25 protein-coding genes and 1 pseudogene are annotated in these 23,666 nt (G+C 72.7%); 12 read left to right on the top strand and 14 right to left on the bottom strand.

The window, feature by feature from the left end; genetic code table 11:
• From miaB to ACZ5FU_RS31830, 4 genes are all read right to left on the bottom strand, one after another.
• Window positions 1-1,530: a tRNA (N6-isopentenyl adenosine(37)-C2)-methylthiotransferase MiaB gene (miaB, locus tag ACZ5FU_RS31845; RefSeq protein WP_451779719.1), complete on the bottom strand. Its 1,530-nt coding sequence runs from the start codon at window positions 1,528-1,530 to the stop codon at window positions 1-3.
• 77 nt (window positions 1,531-1,607) lie between these two features.
• Window positions 1,608-1,838, bottom strand: a complete 231-nt coding sequence (locus tag ACZ5FU_RS31840; RefSeq protein ID WP_469047598.1) for a hypothetical protein — start codon at window positions 1,836-1,838, stop codon at window positions 1,608-1,610.
• A gap of 127 nt (window positions 1,839-1,965) precedes the next feature.
• Window positions 1,966-2,637, bottom strand: a complete 672-nt coding sequence (locus tag ACZ5FU_RS31835; RefSeq protein WP_451527117.1) for a response regulator — start codon at window positions 2,635-2,637, stop codon at window positions 1,966-1,968.
• Window positions 2,638-2,713: 76 nt separating this feature from the next.
• Window positions 2,714-3,727 carry a sensor histidine kinase gene (locus tag ACZ5FU_RS31830; protein ID WP_451527116.1) on the bottom strand — a complete coding sequence of 338 codons (1,014 nt, stop codon included), beginning with the start codon at window positions 3,725-3,727 and terminating at the stop codon, window positions 2,714-2,716.
• A gap of 344 nt (window positions 3,728-4,071) precedes the next feature.
• Between ACZ5FU_RS31830 and ACZ5FU_RS31825 the strand changes: the two genes are divergently transcribed.
• Both ACZ5FU_RS31825 and ACZ5FU_RS31820 read left to right on the top strand, forming a co-directional pair.
• Window positions 4,072-4,557, top strand: a complete 486-nt coding sequence (locus ACZ5FU_RS31825) for a cation:proton antiporter regulatory subunit (protein WP_451527115.1) — start codon at window positions 4,072-4,074, stop codon at window positions 4,555-4,557.
• 4 nt (window positions 4,558-4,561) lie between these two features.
• Entirely contained in the window at window positions 4,562-5,788 is a 1,227-nt protein-coding gene (locus tag ACZ5FU_RS31820; RefSeq protein ID WP_469047596.1) for a cation:proton antiporter, read from the top strand.
• Between the two features lie 211 nt (window positions 5,789-5,999).
• On the opposite strand, the gene ACZ5FU_RS31815 is transcribed toward ACZ5FU_RS31820, so the two are convergent.
• On the bottom strand, window positions 6,000-6,407 hold the full coding sequence (locus tag ACZ5FU_RS31815; protein ID WP_451527113.1) for a pyrophosphohydrolase domain-containing protein: 408 nt from the start codon (window positions 6,405-6,407) through the stop codon (window positions 6,000-6,002).
• A 100-nt stretch (window positions 6,408-6,507) separates the two neighbouring features.
• Here ACZ5FU_RS31815 and ACZ5FU_RS31810 point away from each other — a divergent pair, with 100 nt between their 5' ends.
• A complete protein-coding gene (locus tag ACZ5FU_RS31810) occupies window positions 6,508-7,506 on the top strand; it encodes a TAXI family TRAP transporter solute-binding subunit (RefSeq protein WP_469047593.1) in 999 nt (332 codons plus the stop codon).
• A gap of 303 nt (window positions 7,507-7,809) precedes the next feature.
• Here the strand turns inward: ACZ5FU_RS31810 and ACZ5FU_RS31805 are convergent, their stop codons facing one another.
• Window positions 7,810-9,222: a sensor histidine kinase gene (locus ACZ5FU_RS31805; protein ID WP_469047592.1), complete on the bottom strand. Its 1,413-nt coding sequence runs from the start codon at window positions 9,220-9,222 to the stop codon at window positions 7,810-7,812.
• A gap of 9 nt (window positions 9,223-9,231) precedes the next feature.
• Window positions 9,232-9,915, bottom strand: a complete 684-nt coding sequence (locus ACZ5FU_RS31800) for a response regulator transcription factor (protein ID WP_451527110.1) — start codon at window positions 9,913-9,915, stop codon at window positions 9,232-9,234.
• 325 nt (window positions 9,916-10,240) lie between these two features.
• Here ACZ5FU_RS31800 and ACZ5FU_RS31795 point away from each other — a divergent pair, with 325 nt between their 5' ends.
• The 8 genes from ACZ5FU_RS31795 to ACZ5FU_RS31760 all read left to right on the top strand — a co-directional run bounded on the left by ACZ5FU_RS31795 (window position 10,241) and on the right by ACZ5FU_RS31760 (window position 16,848).
• Window positions 10,241-11,017 carry an amino acid ABC transporter ATP-binding protein gene (locus ACZ5FU_RS31795; protein WP_451527109.1) on the top strand — a complete coding sequence of 259 codons (777 nt, stop codon included), beginning with the start codon at window positions 10,241-10,243 and terminating at the stop codon, window positions 11,015-11,017.
• Between the two features lie 94 nt (window positions 11,018-11,111).
• Window positions 11,112-11,954, top strand: a complete 843-nt coding sequence (locus ACZ5FU_RS31790) for a glutamate ABC transporter substrate-binding protein (protein WP_469047591.1) — start codon at window positions 11,112-11,114, stop codon at window positions 11,952-11,954.
• Window positions 11,955-12,086: 132 nt separating this feature from the next.
• Complete coding sequence (locus ACZ5FU_RS31785; protein ID WP_392246484.1) at window positions 12,087-12,755, top strand: amino acid ABC transporter permease; 669 nt, start codon at window positions 12,087-12,089, stop codon at window positions 12,753-12,755.
• Window positions 12,752-13,654, top strand: a complete 903-nt coding sequence (locus ACZ5FU_RS31780; RefSeq protein ID WP_469047590.1) for an amino acid ABC transporter permease — start codon at window positions 12,752-12,754, stop codon at window positions 13,652-13,654. The genes ACZ5FU_RS31785 and ACZ5FU_RS31780 overlap by 4 nt, the downstream gene beginning before the upstream one ends.
• Before the next feature lie 175 nt (window positions 13,655-13,829).
• Entirely contained in the window at window positions 13,830-15,431 is a 1,602-nt protein-coding gene (locus ACZ5FU_RS31775; RefSeq protein WP_451527215.1) for an FAD-dependent monooxygenase, read from the top strand.
• 162 nt (window positions 15,432-15,593) lie between these two features.
• Window positions 15,594-15,773: a putative leader peptide gene (locus ACZ5FU_RS31770; RefSeq protein ID WP_451527106.1), complete on the top strand. Its 180-nt coding sequence runs from the start codon at window positions 15,594-15,596 to the stop codon at window positions 15,771-15,773.
• Between the two features lie 101 nt (window positions 15,774-15,874).
• Window positions 15,875-16,414, top strand: coding sequence for a cupin domain-containing protein (locus ACZ5FU_RS31765; RefSeq protein ID WP_469047588.1), 540 nt, complete (start codon window positions 15,875-15,877; stop codon window positions 16,412-16,414).
• On the top strand, window positions 16,411-16,848 hold the full coding sequence (locus tag ACZ5FU_RS31760) for a rhodanese-like domain-containing protein (protein WP_469047587.1): 438 nt from the start codon (window positions 16,411-16,413) through the stop codon (window positions 16,846-16,848). Before ACZ5FU_RS31765 ends, ACZ5FU_RS31760 begins: the two co-directional genes overlap by 4 nt.
• Window positions 16,849-17,016: 168 nt before the next feature.
• Here the strand turns inward: ACZ5FU_RS31760 and recX are convergent, their stop codons facing one another.
• The 4 genes from recX to ACZ5FU_RS31740 all read right to left on the bottom strand — a co-directional run bounded on the left by recX (window position 17,017) and on the right by ACZ5FU_RS31740 (window position 20,705).
• Window positions 17,017-17,814, bottom strand: coding sequence for a recombination regulator RecX (recX, locus tag ACZ5FU_RS31755; RefSeq protein WP_469047586.1), 798 nt, complete (start codon window positions 17,812-17,814; stop codon window positions 17,017-17,019).
• An 8-nt stretch (window positions 17,815-17,822) separates the two neighbouring features.
• A complete protein-coding gene (gene recA / locus ACZ5FU_RS31750) occupies window positions 17,823-18,953 on the bottom strand; it encodes a recombinase RecA (protein ID WP_451779713.1) in 1,131 nt (376 codons plus the stop codon).
• Window positions 18,954-19,192: 239 nt separating this feature from the next.
• Entirely contained in the window at window positions 19,193-20,449 is a 1,257-nt protein-coding gene (locus tag ACZ5FU_RS31745) for an AI-2E family transporter (protein ID WP_468644131.1), read from the bottom strand.
• Between the two features lie 61 nt (window positions 20,450-20,510).
• Window positions 20,511-20,705 (bottom strand): DUF3046 domain-containing protein, encoded by a 195-nt coding sequence (locus ACZ5FU_RS31740; protein WP_398103959.1) that lies wholly within the window; start codon window positions 20,703-20,705, stop codon window positions 20,511-20,513.
• Between the two features lie 79 nt (window positions 20,706-20,784).
• Here ACZ5FU_RS31740 and ACZ5FU_RS31735 point away from each other — a divergent pair, with 79 nt between their 5' ends.
• On the top strand, window positions 20,785-21,729 hold the full coding sequence (locus ACZ5FU_RS31735) for a hypothetical protein (protein WP_469047585.1): 945 nt from the start codon (window positions 20,785-20,787) through the stop codon (window positions 21,727-21,729).
• 55 nt (window positions 21,730-21,784) lie between these two features.
• Here ACZ5FU_RS31735 and ACZ5FU_RS31730 read toward each other — a convergent pair whose 3' ends face one another.
• From ACZ5FU_RS31730 to ACZ5FU_RS31720, 3 genes and pseudogenes are all read right to left on the bottom strand, one after another.
• Entirely contained in the window at window positions 21,785-22,093 is a 309-nt protein-coding gene (locus ACZ5FU_RS31730) for an AzlD domain-containing protein (protein WP_451527099.1), read from the bottom strand.
• Window positions 22,090-22,839, bottom strand: a complete 750-nt coding sequence (locus ACZ5FU_RS31725) for an AzlC family ABC transporter permease (RefSeq protein ID WP_469047583.1) — start codon at window positions 22,837-22,839, stop codon at window positions 22,090-22,092. The genes ACZ5FU_RS31730 and ACZ5FU_RS31725 overlap by 4 nt, the downstream gene beginning before the upstream one ends.
• 113 nt (window positions 22,840-22,952) lie before the next feature.
• Window positions 22,953-23,648, bottom strand: a pseudogene (locus tag ACZ5FU_RS31720) (AraC family transcriptional regulator); the annotation flags it as partial.
• Window positions 23,649-23,666 lie beyond the last annotated feature (18 nt).

The following is a 23,666-nucleotide window of genomic DNA, read 5'->3' as shown; positions in this document are numbered from 1 at the left end:
TCAGTCGCAGCCGCAGCCGCTGCCGCTCGCCACCGGGAGCGGCGCGGGCGCGCCGACCTTGGGCAGGCCCAGCATGACGCCGGCCGGTGCGGCCGCCTTCTCCGCGGTGCGCTTCTCCCAGGCGTCGCCCGCGCGCGTGCGGCGCACGTCGAGGACGGCGCCCTCGGCGAGGAGGTGGTGCGGGGCGGCGTAGGTGATCTCGACCGTGACGACGTCGCCGGGGCGGACCTCCTGGCCGGGCTTGGTGAAGTGGACGAGGCGGTTGTCGGGGGCGCGGCCGGAGAGGCGGTGGGTGGCACCGTCCTTGCGGCCCTCGCCCTCGGCGACCATCAGCTCCAGGGTGCGGCCGACCTGCTTCTTGTTCTCCTCCCAGGAGATCTCCTCCTGGAGGGCGACGAGACGCTCGTAGCGCGCCTGGACGACCGCCTTGGGGATCTGGTCCGCCATGGTGGCGGCCGGGGTGCCGGGCCGCTTGGAGTACTGGAAGGTGAACGCCTGGGCGAACCGGGCCTCGCGCACCACGTGCAGGGTCTCCTCGAAGTCCTCCTCGGTCTCGCCGGGGAAGCCCACGATGATGTCGGTGGTGATCGCGGCGTGCGGGATGGCCGCGCGGACCTTCTCGATGATCCCGAGGTAGCGCTCCTGGCGGTAGGAGCGGCGCATCGCCTTCAGGACGGTGTCCGAGCCGGACTGGAGCGGCATGTGCAGCTGCGGCATCACGTTCGGCGTCTCGGCCATGGCGGCGATGACGTCGTCGGTGAAGTCGCGCGGGTGCGGCGAGGTGAACCGCACGCGCTCGAGGCCCTCGATCGTCCCGCACGCGCGCAGCAGCTTGCTGAAGGCCTCGCGGTCGCCGATGTCGGAGCCGTAGGCGTTGACGTTCTGGCCGAGCAGCGTGATCTCGCTGACGCCCTCGCCCACCAGGGCGTCGATCTCGGCGAGGATGTCGCCGGTGCGGCGGTCCTTCTCCTTGCCGCGCAGGGCCGGGACGATGCAGAACGTGCAGGTGTTGTTGCAGCCGACGGAGATCGACACCCAGGCCGCGTACGCGCTCTCGCGGCGCGTGGGCAGTGTGGAGGGGAACGCCTCCAGGGACTCGGCGATCTCGACCTGGGCCTCCTCCTGCACGCGCGCGCGTTCCAGCAGGACCGGGAGCTTGCCGATGTTGTGGGTGCCGAAGACGACGTCGACCCAGGGGGCCTTCTTCACGATGGTGTCGCGGTCCTTCTGCGCCAGGCAGCCGCCGACGGCGATCTGCATGCCGGGCCGCGAGGCCTTCCGCGGCGCGAGGCGGCCGAGGTTGCCGTACAGCCGGTTGTCGGCGTTCTCCCGTACGGCGCACGTGTTGAAGACGACGACGTCCGCGTCGCCGTCCGACCCCTCGGGGGCGCGCACGTAGCCGGCGTCTTCGAGCAGCCCGGACAATCGCTCGGAGTCGTGGACGTTCATCTGGCACCCGTAGGTGCGAATCTCGTAGCTCTTGGGTGCGGGAACGTCCACTGCGAGGCTCCGGTCGCTGCTGCTGGTCATGCCTCAAGGGTAGGCGGTTCCGGGGAGGCCCCCGGCCGGTGCTCCGGGGCCCGCGGAGCACCGGCCGGTGGCCGCGCTCAGGCGGACGACGGCGGAGCGGCCCGCCGCGGTGCGACGACCGCCTCGGCCGGGTGGCACAGCCCGTCCGCGGCCCGCCGCAGGGTGCGCCGGGAGACCAGCCGCAGGACGGCCCCGCCGAGCCCCGCGGGCCACCGCCACGGGCCGACGGCGGCGCTCCGGACCACGGCGTCCGGGCCCCGCGCGCGGATGCCGCGGACCCGTCCGGCGCGTTCGGGGCGATCGCCCACCCGGGCCCTGCGCGCGCGGATGCCGCGACGCCCGCACGTCCGGGCGGCGTACGTCCCCGCGGGCGCGTGAGCGCGCGTGGACGTCCGGGGCCGGGCCGGACGGAGGGACCGGAGCGCCGGGACGGGGTCACGGGTCGATGAGGCCGGCCCGGATGGCGTAGCGCGTGAGTTCGAGGCGGTCGCGCATGCCGAGCTTCTGGAGGAGGTTGGCGCGGTGCCGTTCGACGGTCTTGGCGCTGATGAACAGGAGCGCGCCGATCTCCTTGGAGGTGTGTCCCTCGGCGACGAGCTTGAGGATCTCCTCCTCGCGCTCGGTGATGGGCCGGTCGGGCAGACCGTCCACACCGGCGCCGCCGTGCAGCCGTTCGAGGTACGACCGCACGAGCGCGCGCTCGGCGCCCGGGTAGATGAACGGCTCGTCGCGCACGGCCGCCCGGCACGCCTCGACCAGGTCCCGGTCGGCGACGGACTTCAGCACGTATCCGCCCGCACCCGCCTTGAGGGCCTCGAAGAAGTACTGCTCGTTGTCGTACATGGTGAGGATCAGGATCCGCAGGCCGGGCAGTCGCCGGGAGAGTTCGCGGGCCGCCTGCAGACCCGTCATCCTCGGCATGGCCACGTCCAGGACGGCCAGGTCGATGTCGCCCGCACGGGCCCGCTCGACCGCCTCGGCCCCGTCCCCCGCCTCCGCCACGACCGTCAGGTCGGGTTCGCCGTCCAGGATGAGCCGCACTCCGCGGCGCACGAGCGTGTGGTCGTCGGCGAGGAGCACGCGGGTCGGTGCGGACTCGTCGGTCATCGGCGGCCTCCGGGGACGGTGGGGCGGGCGTGGTGGCCGAGCCGCGGCACCCCGTACCGGGACGGGCGGACCTCCTTCACCGGAGGCCGCCTCCCGCGGACGGAGCGGTGGGCGGCGCGGCGGCGGACGACACGGTGGCGGGCGGCGCGGCGACGGCGGGCGTGGTCCGCAGGCGTACGGCGGTCCCGCCGCCGAGACCGGGCCCGAAGGTGAACGTCGCGCCGATCAGCAGCGCCCGTTCCCGCATCCCCAGGACCCCGGCTCCCTCCCCCGCCGTCGGCCCGGGGCCCCGGCCGTTGTCCCGCACGAGCAGTTCGACGCCGTCGGCGACGGGGCGGAGGCGGAGGTCGGCGCGGTCGGCACCGGCGTGCCGGGCGGTGTTGGTCAGGGCTTCCTGGGCGACCCGGTACAGCACCAGTTCGGTCTCCTCGGTCAGCGGGGGCAGACCGGGCCGCAGGTCGGGGCGGACCGTCAGTCCGTGGGTGGTGAACTCGGCGGCGAGTGAGCGCAGGGCGCTGACCAGGCCGAGTTCGTCCAGGACGCCGGGGCGCAGCCGGCGGGCGATCCGGCGGATCTCGTCCAGTCCCGCGCGCGTGGCCTCCTGGGCCTGCCCCACCTCCTCGCGCAGGTCGTCGGGGGCCCGGTCGGCGACCCGTTTGAGCTGGAGGAGCACGGCGGTGAGGGTCTGGCCGACCTCGTCGTGCAGTTCGCGGGCGATGCGGTGGCGTTCGCGTTCCTGGGCGGACAGGGCGCGGGCGGCGCTGGTCGCCCGCTCCGACTCCAGCCGGTCGAGCATGGCGTTGTACGTCGTGATCAGCTCGGCCGTCTCGACCGGACCGGAGACGACGGCACGGGCGCCGGGGTGCAGCAGGTCGGCGTCGCCCATGGCCCGGCCCAGCCGTCCCAGCGGGGCCAGCCCGACGCGCAGCACGACCGCGTTGACGGCCAGCAGCGCGGCCAGACCCGCCACGACGACGAACGCCTCGGCCGGCAGGACGGGCGTGGAGACGGTGACCGGGCCCAGGAGCAGCGCGGCGGCCACCACCAGGCCGACGGCGTTGAGGGCGAAGATCCGCCAGAACAACGACACGTGCGCGACTCCTCCTCTCCCGGTCCTCGTCGGCCGGTGCCCCCGCGTCGGCCGAGCCGTGTCCGACCGGCCCGTCCGGGACCATGACACCGCCCTGACCAGCATCTCCGCCCCGCGCCGGCCTTGTCCATCCGTGACGACACCCATGTCGTCACCGTACGGCGGGATGGGAACATGGCACGTCGGCGCACTGGTGATCGACGATCCCGGGAACCGGTCGGACACCGGCCACCGCCGCCCTCGTGGCGCAGGTGGCCGGTACCGCGCGGGCATCCGCACCGCCGTCGGCGCCGACACCGACCGCCCCGACCTCAGACCGCCCACGACCTCAAGGGGAACGAACCGTGTCCGCTCCACGCCTCCGGACGACGCCGCTGCCAGGCATCGGTGTCCAGTACGACCTCGTGACGCGGGAGCAGCGCCACCTGTCCGTGGTGGCCCACCGCGACGGAACCCGGACGGTGAGCGTGTACCAGGCCGACGACCCGGACTCCTGCGCCCAGTCGCTGCGCCTCTCCGGCGCCGAGGCGGGCTCGCTGATCGACGCGCTGAAGCCGTCCCACCACAGCGCGAACCTGCTGTACACCACCGGCCTCGGGCTGGTCGCCGAGCGCATCGAGGTGGCCGCCACGTCCCACTGGAACGGGCGGCTGCTGGGCGACACCCGGATGCGCACGGAGACCGGCGCGTCGATCGTGGCGGTGCTGCGGCGGGCCGAGGCGATCCCCTCGCCGGCGCCGGACTTCCGGCTGGCGGGCGGCGACACCCTCATCGTGATCGGCACCCGCGAGGGCGTTGACGCGGCCGCGGCGATCCTCGGTCGGGAGTGATCCGGTGCACTCCTCCGCGGTCCTGCTGATCGAGTTCGGTTCCATCATCCTGGCCCTCGGGCTGCTCGGCCGGTTCGCCGCCCGCTTCCAGTTCTCGCCGATCCCCCTCTACCTGCTCGCCGGCCTGGCCTTCGGCGAGGGCGGGCTGCTCCCGCTGGGCGCGAGCGAGGAGTTCGTGGCCACCGGCGCCGAGATCGGCGTCATCCTGCTGCTGCTCATGCTCGGCCTGGAGTACACGGCCAGCGATCTGGTCTCCAACCTCAAGGCCCACTACCCCTCGGGCCTGGTGGACTTCACGCTCAACGCGCTGCCGGGCGCCGCCGCCGCGCTGCTGCTGGGCTGGGGCCCGGTGGCGGCCGTGGTGCTGGCGGGCGTCACCTGGATCTCCTCGTCCGGGGTCATCGCCAAGGTGCTGGGCGATCTGGGCCGGGTCGGCAACCGGGAGACGCCGGTGATCCTGAGCGTCCTGGTGCTGGAGGACCTGGCCATGGCGGTCTACCTGCCGATCATCACCGCGCTGGTGGCCGGCGTGGGGCTGGCGGCCGGCAGCGTGACCCTGGCGGTCGCCCTGGGCGCGGCGGGGCTCGTCCTGTTCGTGGCGGTGCGCTACGGCCGGGTCATCTCCCGTTTCGTCTCCAGTGACGACCCGGAGAAGCTGCTGCTCGTGGTCCTGGGTCTGACGATCCTGGTCGCCGGAGTGGCGCAGCAGCTCCAGGTGTCGGCGGCGGTCGGCGCGTTCCTGGTCGGCATCGCGCTCTCCGGCGAGGTGGCGGAGGGCGCGCACACCCTGCTGAGTCCCCTGCGGGACCTGTTCGCGGCCGTCTTCTTCGTGTTCTTCGGGCTGCACACCGATCCGGCCAGCATTCCTCCGGTGCTGCTGCCCGCCCTGGTGCTGGCCGTCGTGACCGCCGCGACGAAGATCGCGACCGGGCACTGGGCGGCGCGGCGGGCCGGGATATCGGTCAAGGGCCGCTGGCGCGCGGGCGGCGCCCTGGTGGCCCGCGGGGAGTTCTCCATCGTCATCGCCGGGCTGGCGGTCACCGCCGGCATCGAACCGTCCCTGGGTCCGCTGGCGACGGCGTACGTGCTGATCCTGGTCGTCCTGGGCCCGCTCACCGCCCGCTACACGGAACCCCTGGCGACCCGCTGGACCCGCCTGCGCGAGGCGCGCCGCACCCCGTCGCCGGAGCCGGCGGCCGAGCCGCGCGCGCAGGCGCCGGTGGGCGACTGAAGGACGGAACGGCACACGCGGGGCACGCACCGCACCACGGGCGCCGGTCACCCGGGCGCGGGGCCCGGCGGCGGTCACGCGCGGGCGGCTTTCGCCGCGGAGCCCGGCGGCGGCCGGAGAAGCGCCCCTGCCACCGGCCGTGGGGCGTGCCCACCGGCCGGTGGGCACGCCCGTCGCCGGCCGGCGACGCCCCGGGCCCTCCCGGGGGGCGTCAGGCCGCGCCGCCGGGGACCCACCCCTGGCGGCGCAGCACCGCCGACACGTCCGGTGCCTCGTAGTGCTCGCCCTTGAGGACCTTGCCGTCCGCCCGGCGGGCGACCTGCCCGTCGGGGCCGAGCTTGGTCATGTTGGAGCGGTGGATCTCCGCCACCACCGCGTCGAGATCGATCCCGTGCACCAGCGCCGTGCCGTACGCGACGTAGACGACGTCGGCCAGTTCGTGCGCGAGGCGGTCCAGGGGCCCGTCCACCGACACCTCGGCCACCTCGGCGGCCTCTTCCGCGAGCAGCTCCCCGCGGTGCGCGGCGAGGCCGGCCGGCACCTCCGTGGGCGTGCCGCGGACGTCGAGGCCGAAGGCGAGGTGGAACTGACGGACCAGGTCGGCGGGAGAGGAACTCATGCGACCGACTGTAACGACGGCCGGCGACCGTCCCGCCCTGCACCGCCGCGATGCGCCCCGCCCTGGCCAGTTCGCCGCCCCACCTGGCAGGATCGCGCGCATGTCCAAGGTGTTCCCTCCCGTCGGCAGGCGCCGGGCCGTGCAGGGCGCGGCCGCCGCCGTCGTCGTCCTCGGGCTGCTGCTGTGGTGGCTGCTGCCTCTGGGGGAGGACCCGCCGAGCGGCACCATCACCTTCAGCACGGGCACCACGAGCGGCGTCTACCACGAGTACGGCAGCCGGCTGCGCACCGAGCTGGCCGAGGACATGCCCGACCTGGACGTGAACCTGACCGCCAGCAACGGTTCGCAGGAGAACGTCGCGCGCGTGGCGACCGGGCAGGCCGACTTCGCCATCGCCGCGGCCGACGCGGTGGAGACGTACGAGCGCGAACACCGCGACGCGGTCGCCCGGCTGCGCGGGGTGGCCCGGCTGTACGACGACTACGTGCAGCTGGTCGTCCCGCGCGACTCGGACGTGCGGAGCGTGGCCGACCTGAAGGGGCGGACGGTCGCGACCGGGCTGCCGCGTTCGGGGGTGCGGCTGATCGCGGAGCGGCTCCTCAAGGCGGCGGGCGTGGATCCGGTGAAGGACATCACGGCCGTGTCGGAGGGCATCGACACCGGCCCGGAGCGGCTGAGGCAGGGGAGGATCGACGCGTTCTTCTGGTCCGGCGGGGTGCCGACGGCCGGCCTGGAGAAGCTGGCCGACGGTTTCACCTTCCGGTTCGTGCCGATCGACGCCGCGCTGGTGGCCGAGATGCACCGGCAGGACGACGCGACGGGCTACTACCGGGCCACCAACATGCCCGAGTCCGCCTACCCGACCATCCAGAACGGCTCCACGGTGCCGACGATCGCGGTGTCCAACCTGCTGGTGACCCGCACGGACGTGGACCCCAGGCTCACCGAGTGGCTGACCCGGACCGTGATCAAGAGCCGCGACGGAATCGGGCGGCACGTGCACTCGGCCCAGCTGGTCGATCTGCGCACGGCCATCTACACCGACCCCCTCCCCCTGCACGAGGGCGCCCGGCGCTACTACCGCTCCGTCAAGCCGTAGCGGGGCCGGCACCGCGACCGGACGGACACCACAGCCGGGCGGACGCCACCACCGGCCCGACGCCGCCACCGGAACCGTCGGGCCCCGGCCGGCACCGTCACGGGTCCGCCGGGCCAAGCGAGGCCGACGCCGCTCCGGAGCCCGTACGGCCCCCGGAGCCCGTACGACCGGCTGAGGGGCACCGCCGGCGCTCCGGGCCCGTGCGACCGCCCCGGAAGCCCGTACGGCCGGTACGGAGCCCGTCCGGCCGCCCGTCGGACCGAGGAGGACGTCCCGGTCCGGCGGATCGCGGCGGAGCCGGTCTCAGGCCACCGGCCTCGACCTCGGCACGGACACCGTCACCTTCAGCCCGGTGGGCTCGTGGTGGCCGTACGAGATCGTGCCGCCGCCGGCCGCGAGCAGGGCGCGGGAGATGGACAGGCCGAGGCCGGAGCCCTTGACGTTCTGGTGCCGGCCGCTGCGCCAGAAGCGGTCGCCCACCCGGTGGAGCTCCTCGTCGGTGAGGCCGGGGCCGTGGTCGGTGACGACGACGGTCGAGGTCTCGCCGTCGACGGCGACCGTCACCTCGACGCTCTCGCCCTCCGGCGTGAACTTGACCGCGTTGTCGATCACCGCGTCCAGGGCGCTGGAGAGCGTGACCGGGTCGGCCCAGGCCGTGGTGGGCGGGCAGTCACCGGTCAGACGGACGCCCTTGGCCTCGGCGGTGGGCGCCCAGGCGGCGACGCGCTCGGCGGTCAGCGCGCCGATGTCGGTGACCCGCAGGTCGGCCTGGGTGTGTTCGGCCAGGGCCAGGTCGAGCAGGTCGTCCAGGACCTGGGCGAGGCGCCTGCCCTCGTTCTGCACGGACGCGATCTCCTCGTTGCCCTCCGGAAGTTCGTAGCCGAGCAGTTCGATGCGCAGCAGCAGCGCCGCGAGCGGGTTGCGCAGCTGGTGCGAGGCGTCGGCGACGAAGGCGCGCTGCTGCTCCAGCACGTCCTCGACGTTGTCCGCCATCTCGTTGAACGAGCGGGCCAGCCGGCGGAGTTCCGGCGGGCCGCTCGCGACCGCGACCCGGGACTTCAGGCGGCCGGTGGCGATGTCGTGGGTGGTGGCGTCCAGGATCCGCACGGGCCTGAGCACCCAGCCGGTCAGCCGCAGGGCCGCTCCGATGGCGAGCAGCATCGCCGCGATCTCGCCGGCGCCGACGACCAGCCAGCCGTGCAGGATGCGCGAGCGCATCGCCCCGGTGGGCGAGTCGGTGACGACGACCGCGACGACGTCGCCGTCCCGGATCACCGGGGACGCCACCACCAGCCGGGTGCGCTGCCAGGGCCACACCTGCTGGGGGTCGTGGCTGCGCCGGCTCAGCAGCGCCTCCTCGAACGCGTCCCGCACCTCGCCCTTCTCGGGGAGGTACCAGTCCCTGGGCGCATGGGCCATGGGGGTGTCGCTGCCGTAGAAGACACCGGCGCGAATGCCGTAGACGTCGTAGTAGTTGACCAGTTCGCGCGTCAGGGTCCCGCGCCGCTCGTCGTTGGTCGCGGAGACCGGATCGGTGGCACTGGTCGGGGCGGTGACGAACTGGGCGAGGGCGGCGAACCGTGCCGCGTCGTCGATGCGGTCGACGACCACGTCCTGCTGTTCGGCGCCGGCCACGCTGACCGCCAGCGGCACGCCCAGCGCGAGCAGCACGGCCGCCATCAGGACGATGAGCAGCGGCAGGAGACGTGTGCGCAACGGTCCCCGCTAGGCCGGGGCCACGAGCCGGTAACCGACGCCGCGCACGGTCTCGATCAGGGCCGGCATGCGCAGTTTGGCGCGCAGGGAGGCGACGTGCACCTCCAGGGTCCGTCCGGTCCCCTCCCAGCTGGTGCGCCACACCTCGCTGATGATCTGCTCCCGGCGGAAGACGACGCCGGGACGCTGGGCGAGCAGCGCCAGCAGGTCGAACTCCTTGCGGGTGAGCTGGACGACGGCACCCTCCACGGTGACGCGCCGGGTGGGCAGCTCGATGCGCACGGGCCCGAGCAGCAGCTCGCCGTCCCCCGCGGCCGCCGCGTCCTCGGGGACGGTGCGCCGGCTGACGGCGTGGATGCGGGCGAGCAGCTCACCGGTGTCGTACGGCTTCACCACGTAGTCGTCGGCGCCCAAGTTGAGGCCGTGGATGCGGGAGCGCACGTCGGAGCGGGCCGTCACCATGATCACGGGGGTGGCGGTGCGCTTGCGGATCTTGCCGCAGACCTCGTAGCCGTCCTGGTCGGGCAGGCCCAGGTCGAGCAGGACGACCCCGAAGCCGGGACCCTCCGGGACGAGTGCCTGGAGGGCCTCCTCGCCGCTGCGCGCGTGGGTGACGTCGAAACCGTGCCGCCTCAGGACCGCGGACAGGGCCGCGGCGACGTGGTTGTCGTCCTCGACGAGCAGTAGTCTCATCCCGGCCTCCTCCGGTTCATCGGGCGTACCATCTGATCCCGTACAAAGTCGTACGACCCAGGCGTACGGTTTCGGTGGGTGAAAAGCATGGTGCACGCGCGCGTGCACCATGGCAGTCACGCTGATGGACGAGGACGCCGTCAAGTGGGTTCCGGTTGCGCGCGGCTTCCGTTATCCGCCCGATACGGTCCCGGGGCACCGGTGCTACGACACGTGTCCGATTGCTATCGGATCGTGATGCTCAGATTCCCCTCAGATGTAATGACGCTGGTCGCGAGTGGTCACTACTGTCCTCCGAAACCGAGGAGGACGGAGCCCGAGAGCGATGACCGAAGTATCGGTGGCCAAGGAAGACGCGGCCGCACCCGGCGAACTGGTCGTCCTGAAGAGCGTCAACAAGCATTTCGGCGCGTTGCACGTTCTCCAGGACATCGATCTGACCATCGAGCGTGGTGAGGTCGTCGTGGTCATCGGACCCTCCGGGTCCGGCAAGTCCACGCTGTGCCGCACCATCAACCGCCTGGAGACGATCGACGAGGGTTCGATCACGATCGACGGGAAGCCGCTGCCCCAGGAGGGCAGGGAGCTGGCCCGGCTGCGCGCCGACGTCGGCATGGTCTTCCAGTCGTTCAACCTGTTCGCGCACAAGACCGTGCTGCAGAACGTGATGCTGGGCCAGATCAAGGTCCGCAAGGCCGACAAGAAGAAGGCCGAGGAGACCGCGCGCGCCCTGCTCGACCGCGTCGGCGTGGCCAGCCAGGCCGACAAGTACCCCGCCCAGCTCTCCGGCGGCCAGCAGCAGCGCGTGGCCATCGCGCGTGCCCTGGCCATGAACCCCAAGGTGATGCTCTTCGACGAGCCGACCTCCGCCCTGGACCCGGAGATGATCAACGAGGTGCTGGAGGTCATGCAGCAGCTCGCCCGGGACGGCATGACCATGATCGTCGTCACCCACGAGATGGGATTCGCCCGGTCGGCCGCGAACCGCGTGGTGTTCATGGCCGACGGCCGCATCGTCGAAGAGGCTTCGCCGGACCAGTTCTTCAGCAACCCGCGCAGCGACCGCGCCAAGGACTTCCTGTCCAAGATCCTGCACCACTGACCGCGCCCCGCGCGCCCGCGACCAGCGTCACCCGCCTCCCGACGGCTCGCACGTCTCCTTCATCACCGAAGGCATCTCCCAAAGGAAGTCGACCATGAAGCTTCGCAAGGTCTCCGCCGCCTCGGCCGCCGTCCTCGCCCTCGCCCTCGCCGCCACCGCCTGCGGTTCCGACGACAAGGACGACACGAGCAGCGGCTCCGGCGGTGGCGACAAGATCAAGATCGGCATCAAGTACGACCAGCCGGGCCTCGGCCTGAAGGAGCCCGACGGCTCCTTCTCCGGCTTCGACGTGGACGTGGCCACCTACGTGGCCAAGGAGCTCGGCTACAAGCCCGACCAGATCCAGTTCGTCGAGACCAAGAGCGCCGACCGCGAGAACGCGCTCGCCCGCGGCGACGTCAAGTTCATCACGGCGACCTACTCGATCAACGACGAGCGCGCCAAGAAGGTCGACTTCGCCGGCCCGTACCTGCTGGCCCACCAGGACCTGCTGGTGAAGAAGGACTCCGACATCGCCAAGGGCGCGGACCTCAACGGCAAGAACCTGTGTTCGGTGGCGGGCTCGACGTCGGCGCAGAACGTCAAGAACAAGATCGCCCCGAAGGCCAACCTGCGTCAGAACTCCGGTTACTCGGAGTGCATCGCCGCCCTCCAGAGCGGCTCCGTCGACGCGCTGACCACCGACGACTCGATCCTCGCGGGCTTCGCCGCGCAGGACAAGTACAAGGGCCAGTTCAAGCTCGTGGGCGAGAAGCTCTCGAACGAGAACTACGGCATCGGCGTCAAGAAGGGCGACAAGGCCACCGTCGACAAGATCAACGCCGCGCTGGAGAAGATGGTCGGCGACGGTTCGTGGGACAAGGCCGTCAAGGAGAACTTCGGCCCGGCCGAGTACAAGAACGAGCAGGCCCCGAAGATCGGCGTCATCGTCAAGTAACCCGGCAGCCGCCGCCTCAGGAATCCCGCGCCCGGCGTGGGGTTCCGCGGGCGCGCCGTCCGTCGTCGCGATCACGGCGGACGGCGCGCCACGCCCTCCACGTACGCCACACACCCGGAAGCGCGGGAGATCGTGTTCGACTTTCTTGAAGGCTACGACGTCCTCGCGGCGTTCTGGATGACGGTCAAACTCACCGTCTTCTCCGCCGTCGGCTCCCTGGTCTGGGGCACCCTGCTGGCCGCGATGCGCGTCAGCCCGGTCCCGCTGATGCGCGGGTTCGGAACCGCCTACGTCAACATCGTCCGGAACATCCCTCTGACGGTCATCATCGTCTTCACCTCGCTCGGCCTCGCCGACATCTTCGGTATGACGATGGGCGCCTCCGACGACTTCGCCCTGCAGGGCTTCCGCCTCGCGGTGCTCGGGCTGGTCGCCTACACGGCGGCCTTCGTCTGCGAGTCGATCCGGTCCGGCATCAACACCGTGCCCCTCGGCCAGGCCGAGGCGGCGCGCGCGATCGGGCTGAGCTTCAGCCAGACGCTGCGGCTCGTCATCCTGCCGCAGGCGTTCCGTTCGGTCATCGGCCCGCTGACCAACGTCCTGATCGCCCTGACCAAGAACACCACCGTGGCGGCCGCCATCAGCGTGGCCGAAGCCGCCTTCCTGATGAAGGAGATGATCGAGAACGAGGCCCAGACGCTGGCCATCGGCGCGGTCTTCGCCTTCGGGTTCGTGGTCCTTACCCTTCCCACCGGCCTGCTGCTCGGCTGGCTCGGCAAGCGACTGGCGGTGAAGCGATGAGCTCGGTCCTCTACGACGCCCCCGGGCCCCGCGCCAAACGGCGCAACCTGGTCCTCTCCGTCGTCTTCTTCGCACTGCTCGCCCTGGCCCTGTGGTGGGTGTGGCAGAAGATGGACGACAAGAAGCAGCTCGAATGGGCCCTGTGGGAGCCGTTCACCACGTCCCAGGCCTGGACGACCTACCTGCTGCCGGGCCTCGCCGACACCATGAAGGCCGCGGCGCTCGCCATGGTCATCGCCCTTCCGCTGGGCGCGCTCCTCGGCATCCTGCGGATGTCCGACCACCGCTGGGTGCGTGTCCCGGCCGGCGCGGTGGTCGAGTTCTTCCGGGCCATCCCGGTGCTGCTGCTGATGCTGTTCGCCAACGAGCTGTACGTCCGCTCCTCGGACATCAGCAGCGAGGACCGTCCGCTGTACGCGGTCGTCACCGGCCTCGTGCTCTACAACGCCTCGGTCCTCGCCGAGGTCGTCCGGGCCGGCATCCTCTCCCTGCCCAGGGGCCAGACGGAGGCCGCGTACGCGATCGGCCTGCGCAAGGGCCAGACGATGACCAGCATCCTGCTGCCGCAGGCCGTCACGGCGATGCTGCCGGCCATCGTCAGCCAGCTCGTGGTCATCGTGAAGGACACCGCGCTCGGCGGCGTGCTGCTCGGGTTCACCGAGCTGCTCAACGCCCGCAGCACGCTCGCGGCGAACTACGCCAACGTCGTCCCCAGCTTCATCGTCGTGGCGCTCATCTACATCGTCGTCAACTTCGTCCTGACCTCCTTCGCCTCCTGGCTGGAGGCCCGGCTGCGCCGCAGCAAGCGCGGCACGGGCGCGGTGCTCGACCCGGACGAGGTCGAGGACAACCCCGCAGCGATCGCCGGGAGGCACGGAACGGGCAAGACGGCCACCTGACACGCACTCACCCTGCGTGACCTGTACGGAGGCAGTGGCGTGCGCGCCACTGCCTCCGTCACTTGACGCCAGCTGCGGCAATGGGTTGCATACGTTCTGTGATCGTGCACCCTGCTCCTACCCCTTGTTCACCTACGTCCCTCAGGACACCGTCACGGGCAGGGGGCGCCACCTCGTGGACCCGGTGATCATCGTCGGAGCGGGGCCCGTGGGGCTCACGCTCGCCCTGGCGCTGGCGCGCCAGGAGGTGCCCTCGGTCGTCCTCGACGAGGGGCCGGGCAAGGACGAGCCGCGGCTCGCGCGCACGGTCGTGCTCCGCGAGGACACCGCCGCCCTGATCGAGCGGCTCACCGGCACCCCGCTCGCCGGGGCGGGCCTCCGCTGGGCCGGCTGGCGGTCGATGCGGCGCAAGCAGGTGGCACAGGAGATCACGTTCGACGACGCCGACCCGGCTCCGCTGCACCTCCCCCAGCACCTGCTGACCGACGCCCTGCGCACGGCCCTGGCCGGCGAGCGGCTCGTCCGCGTCGCCGTGGAGAGCCGTCTGGACGGTATCGAGCAGGAACCCTCCGGTGTCACGGCCCGCACCCGCGGCCCCCGGGGCACCTGGTGGCGCGGCAGTCACCTGGTGGGCTGCGACGGCCCCCGCTCCACGGTCCGCAAGCTCCTCGACATCCGCTTCCCCGGCCGTACGGCGGTGGAGCGGCACGCCGTCGCCGCGCTGCGCACGGAACTCCCCTGGCCCGACCGGGCGTTGCTCCACCGGACACCGCCGTGGCGGACCTCCGGACCGTCCGCCGGGGAGATCACCGGACGTCCGCTGCCGGAAGGCGTCTGGCGCCTGGACTGGCTGCTGCCGCCCGGCAAGGACCTCGTCACCCCCGAACTGCTGGTCGCCCGCGTCCGCGAGACCCTCGCGGGCTGGAGCGGCGGCACCACCCCGGCGTACGAGCTGCTCGACACCGGCGTCCACACCGTCCACCACCGGCTGGCCCGCCGCTGGCGTGCCGGGCGGGTCTTCCTCGCCGGGGACGCCGCCCACCTCCTCGGCGCCTTCGGCACCCAGGGACTGGACGAGGGACTGCGGGACGCCGACAACCTCGCCTGGAAACTGGCCCTGGCCTGGCACCACGGCCCTCACGAGGCGCTGCTCGACAGCTACCAGACGGAGCGGAGGGCGGTCGTCGCCGCGCGACTGCGCGCCGCCGACCAGATCCTGCCGGTCCTGCGCGGCGGCCCCGGCATAAGGGCGTACGTCCCCGGCGCCACCCGCGCCCACGACGCCCTGCTCACCGACGGCCACCTGGGGCGCGGCCAGCTGGGCGCGCCGGGCTCGTACGCCGGCTCCCCGCTCGCGCCCCGGAGCCTGGAGGCGGAGGTGCCGGTGGACACGCCCCCCGGCGCGCCGGTCGCGGACGTCCGCGTCACCGCCGAGGACGGTTCCTTCGTGCGGCTGCGGGACCGGCTCGGCCGGGGTGCCCTGATCGTCCTGCTGATCGCGCCGGGGACCGGCGTCTGGGAGCGCCGGCACTGGGTGGGCGCCGGGATCATGCCCCGGCTCGCCGCCGCGGTGACGGCGCTGCCGAGTCCGGCAGAGCTGCTGGTCACCGAGAGCTATCCCGGCGCGGCCGCCCACACCGTCCTGCTGATCCGGCCCGACGGCCACTTGGTCACCGCGCTGAGCGGGGTGCGCCCCGCCGATCTGTACGCGGCGGCGGAGGCGGCGGTGGGAGGAGCCGCGGAGACGGCGGCGGAAGCGGGTGCCGGGGCCAGGTGAGGAGGGGCGGGGGCTGAGGGCCGGGGCCGGGCGGGAAGAGCGGGAGACGGCCGCGGAGGCGGGTGCCGGGGCAGAGGGGGAAGGGCGGAGGCCGGGGCCCGTGACGCGACCGGGGCGGCCGGGGGCGGGGCGTCGGCGGAGTGCCGGACGTTCCCATCCGGTGTGACGATCGGCCGATCCTCCTTGTCGTCACCGCACGGTCCACAGGGTGACGGCCGGTTGACCGGCTCACCCCGGCATGGTCTACTCCGGATCGTGACCGACACCTGTGTGCGCCTGTGGCGGAGGGTCCATATGGACCTCGTCCGCTATGCGGGCTGCGTGTGTCGTCCGTCCTGCTGAATTCGCGGCTCCCTTTTCCCGGTTTTCCCCGGCTTCCCCGGCGCGCGCCGCCACGCTCTCGCGCGGCCGCGCGCTCCCGCGAACACCTCAGGACGGTACCCGTGTCTGTCTTCCCCTCCGCGTCCCCCGCCCGGCCCGCGCCCGCCGCCGCGCCCACGCAGGCGGACCTCCTCGACTTCGTACGGCGTACGGCCGCCGACACCGCGCTGATCGCCTCGCTCCCCCTCGACCCGGAAGGGCGTACCTGGGTGCGTCTCGAGGGCCCCGGCGGCAGCGAGGCCTGGCTGATCGGCTGGCCGCCCGGCACCGGCACCGGCTGGCACGACCACGCCGACTCGGTGGGCGCCTTCCTCACCGCCCGCGGCGAGCTGAAGGAGAACTCGCTCGCCGCGCGACTGCCCACGGAGGGCTGGAAAACCCTGGAACTGTCGGAGGACGTCGACCGGGAACGCCGGCTGCCGGCCGGCAAGGGCCGCGCCTTCGGACGCCACCACGTCCACGAGGTCCTCAACGAGTCCCCCGACGAGCACGCGGTCTCCGTGCACGCCTACTACCCGCCCCTGCCGCAGATCCGGCGGTACAGCCGCACGGGCCAGGTGCTGCGCCTGGAGCAGGTCGAACGCCCCGCGGACTGGCAGTGAGCGGCGGCACGGCGGGCGGGGACGAGGTGGAGGACACCGTGAGGAAGGACGAACGGCCCGTGGGCATCGACGAGTTGCTGGAACGGGTGCGGGCCCGGTACACACGCGTGGAGCCGCGGGAGGCCTACGAGGCCGCCCGCGCGGGCGAGGCGCTCCTGGTGGACATCCGGTACACGGCCCTGCGCGAGCGGGACGGGCTCGTCCCCGGCGCCCTCGTCGTCGAACGCAACGAACTGGAGTGGCGGCTCGATCCCCAGGGCAGCCACCGCGCCCCCGAGGCCACCGGTCACGACCTGCGGATCGTCGTGATCTGCAACGAGGGCTACGCGTCGAGTCTGGCGGTCGCGTCCCTGCACCGGCTGGGACTCAGCAGGGCCACCGATCTGGTCGGCGGGTTCCAGGCGTGGCGGTCGGCGGGGCTGCCGGTGACGTGACCAGGGCGGACGTCTCGGGAACGGCCCCGAGGACGGCCGGTTCCCTCCCCACGGGAAAGTCGGCGAGGCGAGGCGCCGCCGTCCGGCCCGCGCCACCTGCGCCGCACCGCCCCGTCGGCCCGCTCCCGCCCCTGCCCCGAGGAACTCCGTCGGGATTCCGCTTCGGGATCAGAGATCCCCGTCCTCCGGGAACTCCATGTCCTCGCCGTCCTCGCCCTCCTCCTCGAGCGCCTGCCGGACCACACGCAGGGCCATGCCCTGGGGGTAGCCCTTGCGCGCGAGCATCCCGGCGAGACGGCGCAGCCGCTTGTCACGGTCGAGTCCGCGGGTCGCGCGCAGCTTGCGGGCGACCAGTTCACGGGCGGTGGTCTCCTCCTGCTCGGAGTCGAGCCGGGCGACCGCCTCGCCGATCAGAGCCGGGTCGACACCCTTGGTGCGCAACTCCTGCGCGAGGGCACGCCGCGCCAGACCGCGGCCGTGGTGCCGGGACTCCACCCAGGCGTCCGCGAAGGCGCTGTCGTTGATCAGTCCGACCTCCTCGAACCGCGAGAGCACCTCCTCCGCCACGTCGTCCGGGACGTCCCGTTTGCTCAGGGCGTCGGCGAGCTGCTTCCGGGTGCGCGGGGTCCCGGTGAGCAGGCGCAGGCAGATCGCCCGTGCCCGCTCAGCCGGGTCCCCTGAAGACTCCCCCTTCTCGGCCCTCGACGAGGCAGAGGTGTCTTCGTCCTCGGCGGACGGTTCTCCGAAGCCGCGCCGACGGCGCCCGCCCCGCGAGCCGCCCTCACCGCCGCGTCCCCCGCGGCGACCACGGGGGCGGTCCGCACCGGCCGGCCCGTCGTCCCCGTGGGACCCGCCGCCCGGCCGGTCTTCACCGCCCCGGGCCGGGCCGTCGCCGTCCCCGCTCCCCCGCAGGGGGAGGAATCCGGGGTGGGCGTCGTACTCGGCCCAGTCCGTTCGTCGTGTCACCGGTCGGCTCAGCTCTTGGCAGCCGCGGCCTTGGTCTTGGTGGCCTTGGCTGCGGAAGCGGGAACCGTCTTGGCCGCGTCGGCCGCCGGCGCGCCCGGGGCGGCAGCGGCATCCGCCTCCGTGGCCTCGGCGGGCTGCTCGGGGCGCACGCCCACGCCCAGCTTCTCCTTGATCTTCCTCTCGATCTCGTTGGCGAGGTCGGGGTTGTCCTTGAGGAAGTTGCGGGCGTTCTCCTTGCCCTGGCCGAGCTGGTCGCCCTCGTACGTGTACCAGGCGCCGGCCTTGCGGACGAAGCCGTGCTCCACACCCATGTCGATCAGGCCGCCCTCACGGCTGATGCCCTGCCCGTAGAGGATGTCGAACTCGGCCTGCTTGAAGGGCGGCGCGACCTTGTTCTTGACGACCTTGACGCGGGTGCGGTTGCCGACCGCGTCGGTGCCGTCCTTCAGCGTCTCGATGCGCCGGATGTCGAGCCGCACGGAGGCGTAGAACTTCAGCGCCCGGCCACCGGTCGTGGTCTCCGGGGAGCCGAACATCACACCGATCTTCTCGCGGAGCTGGTTGATGAAGATCGCGGTGGTCTTGGACTGGTTGAGCGCACTGGTGATCTTCCGCAGGGCCTGGCTCATCAGGCGGGCCTGCAGACCGACGTGGCTGTCGCCCATCTCGCCCTCGATCTCCGCGCGCGGGACGAGCGCGGCGACGGAGTCGATGACGATCAGGTCGAGGGCTCCGGAGCGGACGAGCATGTCCACGATCTCCAGGGCCTGCTCGCCGTTGTCCGGCTGGGACAGGATCAGGTTGTCGATGTCCACGCCGAGCTTCTGCGCGTACTCGGGGTCGAGGGCGTGTTCGGCGTCCACGAACGCCACCTGGCCGCCGGCCCGCTGGGCGTTCGCCACCGCGTGCAGGGTCAGGGTCGTCTTGCCGGAGGACTCGGGGCCGTAGACCTCGATGACACGGCCGCGCGGCAGACCGCCGACGCCGAGGGCCACGTCGAGCGCGGTCGATCCGGTCGGGATGACCTCGATGGGCTCCTTCGAGCGGTCGCCCATGCGCATGACCGCGCCCTTGCCGAATTGCCGTTCAATCTGTGCGAGTGCGGCGTCCAGGGCCTTCTCGCGGTCGGTGCCTGCCATGGGTTCCACCCGATTTGCTTGAGTCGATCGCTTCACGTCAAAAACGCTAACGCCTGCCACTGACAATGCGCCTCGACGCCGGTCCGGCCTGTGGATAACTCGGACATCCACCCATACGAAACGGGATGAAGTGCCCGCCGAGAGCTCCGCCGGAACTTCCATCAGAATGGATGTTCGATTTTCGTGTCAAGCGCACCCCGCACAGCCCCGAACCCGCGTCGGGGCCCCCGCCCCAGGTGTCAGCGGGACCCTTCTCCCGGCCCGGCCGCCCGCTCCCGTGCCCTCGTCCACAGCTGCCGCGCGCGTGTGAACGGGTTCGGCCCCTCGCCCCGTCTGCGGTGCCCGTGCACCCGGGGGTCGTCCGTGACGTCGTAGCGCTTCACATAGGCGCCGAGGAACGCCTGGAGCGTGGCGACCGCGGGGATGGAGACCAGCGCGCCGACCGCGCCGAGCAGCGCGGTGCCGGCGATGACCGAGCCGAAGGCCACGGCCGGGTGGATGTCGACGGTCTTCGAGGTGAGCTTCGGCTGCAGCATGTAGTTCTCGAACTGCTGGTAGACCACGACGAAGACCAGCACCCACAGCGCGTACCAGGGATCGACCGTGAAGGCGATCAGCATGGGCAGCGCACCCGCGAGATAGGTGCCGATGGTCGGGATGAACTGCGAGACCACGCCGACCCACACGGCGAGCACGGGCGCGTACGGGATGCCGAGGGCCTGGAGCAGTACGTAGTGCGCCACGCCGGAGATCAGGGCCATCAGACCGCGTGAGTACAGGTAGCCGCCGGTCTTGTCGACGGCGATCTCCCACGCGCGCAGCACCTCGGCCTGCCGGGCGGGCGGCAGGATGGAACACAGGGCGCGCCGCAGCCGGGGCCCGTCGGCGGCGAAGTAGAACGAGAACAGCCCGATCGTCAGCAGCTGGAAGAGGCCGCCGAGGACCTGCGTGGAGACGTCCAGGACACCGGCCGCGCTGTTCTGCGCGTACTTCCGCAGCCAGTCGGAGTGGAGCAGGCCCTCCTGGATGTCGACCCGCCTGAGGTCGGTGTGGAACGTGGTGTTGACCCAGTTGATCACCGAGTCGAGGTACTGCGGGAAGCCCTCGATCATCTTGATGATCTGCCCGGCCAGCATCGAGCCGAGCAGCGTGAAGAAGCCGGCGAACACGATCAGCAGGCCGAAGAAGACGAGGAAGGTGGCGAGCCCCCTGCGTATGCCGCGCGCCGCCATCCGGCTCACCGCCGGTTCGACGGCGAGGGCGAGGAAGAACGCGATGAGGATGTTGATCAGCAGGCCGATGACCTGGTGGAAGGCCCAGGTGCCCAACTGGAACGCGCCGACCAGGGCGAGTGCGAGCACCATCGCGCGGGGGAGCCAGCGCGGCATGCGCGCGCTCGGCGCGGGGTCGGTGCCGGACGGCGGCCGAGTGGGCGGCGTCGGGCCCGACGGGGGTGCCTGCGGGCCGACGTGCCCGGTCTCGTCAATGGGTGCCACGGACCAAGTCTCGCCCACGCCGGCGACAATCGGTGCCCCCCCCTGCGATCTTCTCCTCGGATCAGTGCCTCTCCCGCGGAACGTTCATCACCGCGCACACCACGCGCCACACGTCCTTGGCGTCCCAGCCGGACGCCAGCGCCTCGTGCACGGTGCGCCCGCCGAGTTCCGTCATCACGTGATCGCGCGCGAAGGTCTCGGCGTACCCCGTGCCGAAGTGCTCCGCCATCCGCTGCCAGAAGACCGTCAACCGCATGACACCAGTATCCCGCGCCCGGGGGTGGCCGTGGCCGGGACCGCCTGCGGAGACCGCTTTCCGGCCTACGGTCTGACCCATGGTCGAATCCGGAGCATCCCCACTCCCCCCGACGCCGTCGGCGCGCTCCCCGCTCTTCCGCGCCGAGCACTTCGTCTGGCTCACCGCGCGCGTGCTGGAACAGCGCCTCTTCGCACACCACTTCCTCCACGGCGCCGCCGACCCCGTGGAGACGGCCCTCGACGCGTACCGCAACGAGGACGGCGGATACGGCCACGCGCTGGAGCCCGATCTCCGCGGTCCCGTCAGCCAGCCCCTGCACGTCGCGCGCGCCCTGCGCGTCCTGGACTCGCTCGGCCGCTGCGGCGGACAGCGCGCGGAACGGGTGTGCCGCTACCTCACCTCCGTCTCCACCGCCGACGGGGCACTCCCCGCGGTCCTTCCCACCCAGCGCGGCTACCCCGCCGCCCCGTTCGTCGCGGTCGTGGACGACCCGCCCGGCGAACTGCTGGCGACCGGCCCGGTGGTCGGCCTGCTGCACCGCAACGAGGTCTGGCACGCCTGGCTGTTCAGGGCGACGGACTTCTGCTGGCAGGCGGTCGACGCCCTGGAGACGTCCCACCCGTACGAGATCCAGGCCGCCGTGGCCTTCCTGGACTCCGCCGCGGACCGGCCGCGCGCGGAGGCGGCCGCCGACCGCCTGGGCCGCCTGGTGCGTGAGCGGCGGCTCGCCGTGCTCGACCCGGACCACCGCGACGCGTACCCCGTCGCCCCCGGCCACGCGCCCGGCGAGCACCACTTCCCGTACGACTACGCGAGGACGCCGGGTTCGCTCGCGCGCGCGTGGTTCACCGACGCCGAGATGGCGGCCGCCCTGGACTTCCTCGTCGGCGAGCAGCGGGAGGACGGCGGCTGGCCGGTCCGGTGGCAGCGGTGGGCGCCGGGCACGGAACTGGAGTCGCGCCCGGTGGTGACGATCGAAGCGCTGAGCACCCTCAGGTCGTACGGCCGCGCCGTCGGCTGACCCGGCGCGCCGGCGCGGGGTGGGGCACCCGTGAGGACACCCGCTCCCGTACGCCTCATCCGCCCAGCGCCCGTACCCCCGCCGTGACCGCCACGGCCGCCGCGACGACGAGCAGGAACGGTGCTCGCAGGACGAGCGCCACGGCGGCCGCGGCGAGCCCGGCGGCCTTGGCGTCGAGCACGAGGGACCGGCCGTCGGCGAAGGTCTGCTGGGCGGTGAGGGCGGCCAGCAGGGCGACGGGCAGCAGGGCCGCGAGCCGCCGGACGAGGGGCCGCTCGAGCACCCCGGCGGGCACGAGCAGGCCGGTGAGCTTGACGACGTAGCAGCCGAGGGCGGTCGCGCCGATCGCGATCCAGACGTTCACCGGCGCTCCTCCCCCGCCCCGCTCCGCGCGCGGCCCTGGCGTCGGCCCTCGGCCCACAGGGCGAGCGGCGCGGCCAGGGCGGCCACCAGGACGGGCACACCGCCGGGCAGGACGGGCAGCAGACCGAGCCCGAGCAGGACCGCGAGCGCCGCGGCGACCCGCTCGGTGGTGGACGTCAGCATGGGCGCGAGCAGCGCGAGGAAGACGGCCGGGCCGGCCGCGTCGAGCCCCCACGCGTCGGTGTCCCCGATGGCTTCCGCGCCGAGGGCGCCCAGCAGTGTGGTCAGGTTCCACAGCACGTACAGGCTGAGTCCGGTCACGGCGAACCCGATCCGCGCGCCTCGCCGGTCGCGCTGCGCCAGCGAGACGGCCGTGGTCTCGTCGATCACCCACTGCGCGGCGAACGGACGCACCGCGCGCGGGAGGGCCAGCAACTGCGACAGGCGCAGACCGTAGAAGGCGTTGCGTACGCCGAGGAAGAAGGCGCCGGCGGCCGCCGTGAGCGGGTTGCCGCCCGCCGCGAGCGCCCCCACGAGCGCGAACTGGGACGCGCCCGTGAACACCAGGAGGCTGAGCGCGCAGGTCTGCCACACCGTGAGTCCGCTGCCCGCCGAGGTCACTCCGAAGGCGAAGCCGGAGAGTCCCACGGCGATCCCGACCCCGAGGGCGTCCCGGACGACGGCGGTGTCCGGCCTTCCTCCCCGGTCGTCGTCCCGTACGTCTGCGAGAGCTGTCTGTTCTGCCACCCGCCCGACGGTAGGGGCGGCCGATGCCGCGCGTCTTGTACGTTCTTGCGTTCCCGCTGGTACGCCCCCGGCGGCACGCCCACGATCCTGGCGAAGTGGCGGTTGAGGTGCGGCTGGTCGGCGAAGCCCACCGCGAGCGCCGCCTGGGCCGGGGCCGTCCCGGCGTCCAGCAGGCGCCGCGCGCGCCTGACCCGGGCGTCGGTGAGCCAGGTGTGCGGCGGCATCCCGTAGGCGTCCCGGAACGCCCGCAGCAGGGCGAAGGGGCTCGTCCCGAGGTCGGCCGCGAGCCGCTCCAGGGTCGGCGGATCGACGAGCCGCTCCTCCAGCACGGCACGCGCGCGTGCCGCCGTGCGTGCCCCGGCCGTGCGCACCTGACGGTCGGGCAGCGTCCCGCCGTTCAGCCGCAGCAGCCGTGTCACGGCGACCCGCAGCAGGGTGTCGGCGGCGAGCGCGTCGCCCTCGTCGGCGGCCCGCAGGACCCGGTGCACGAGCGCGACGGCGTACGGATCGTCGAGCACGGGGCTGACGAACCCCGGGGTGCCTCGCAGGGTCGTCGTCTCGGCGGCGATCCCGGCCACGACCTCGGGCGACGGGTACACCACGCCGTACCGCCAGCCCTCGGGCACACCGGCCCGCCCGGTGTGCGGGGTGTCCGGGTTGACCAGGGCGAGGGTTCCCGCGCCCGCGTACTGGTCGACGCCCCGGTGCTGGAAGACCTCCACCCCCTCCGTGATCCCGGCGATCACGAAGTGCTCGTGCGTGTGCCGCACGAAGTTCTTCCGCACGTACCGGGCCCGCAGCAGGTCCACACCGGGCAGTTCCGCGTA

This window comes from Streptomyces sp. NPDC031554, assembly GCF_055580685.1.
Note: the sequence above shows the minus strand (reverse complement) of the source record. Positions and strands in the feature narration are given on the sequence as shown.

Excerpts from the sequence above, each read along its gene's own strand:
- ACZ5FU_RS31815 (WP_451527113.1), bottom strand. The coding sequence starts at position 6,407 with ATGAGTTCCTCTCCCGCCGACCTGGTCCGTCAGTTCCACCTCGCCTTC.
- ACZ5FU_RS31780 (WP_469047590.1), top strand. The coding sequence starts at position 12,752 with ATGAGCTCGGTCCTCTACGACGCCCCCGGGCCCCGCGCCAAACGGCGC.
- ACZ5FU_RS31810 (WP_469047593.1), top strand. The coding sequence starts at position 6,508 with ATGTCCAAGGTGTTCCCTCCCGTCGGCAGGCGCCGGGCCGTGCAGGGC.
- ACZ5FU_RS31835 (WP_451527117.1), bottom strand. The coding sequence starts at position 2,637 with ATGACCGACGAGTCCGCACCGACCCGCGTGCTCCTCGCCGACGACCAC.
- ACZ5FU_RS31800 (WP_451527110.1), bottom strand. The coding sequence starts at position 9,915 with ATGAGACTACTGCTCGTCGAGGACGACAACCACGTCGCCGCGGCCCTG.
- ACZ5FU_RS31790 (WP_469047591.1), top strand. The coding sequence starts at position 11,112 with ATGAAGCTTCGCAAGGTCTCCGCCGCCTCGGCCGCCGTCCTCGCCCTC.
- ACZ5FU_RS31740 (WP_398103959.1), bottom strand. The coding sequence starts at position 20,705 with ATGCGGTTGACGGTCTTCTGGCAGCGGATGGCGGAGCACTTCGGCACG.
- miaB (WP_451779719.1), bottom strand. The coding sequence starts at position 1,530 with ATGACCAGCAGCAGCGACCGGAGCCTCGCAGTGGACGTTCCCGCACCC.
- ACZ5FU_RS31735 (WP_469047585.1), top strand. The coding sequence starts at position 20,785 with ATGGTCGAATCCGGAGCATCCCCACTCCCCCCGACGCCGTCGGCGCGC.
- recA (WP_451779713.1), bottom strand. The coding sequence starts at position 18,953 with ATGGCAGGCACCGACCGCGAGAAGGCCCTGGACGCCGCACTCGCACAG.
- ACZ5FU_RS31795 (WP_451527109.1), top strand. The coding sequence starts at position 10,241 with ATGACCGAAGTATCGGTGGCCAAGGAAGACGCGGCCGCACCCGGCGAA.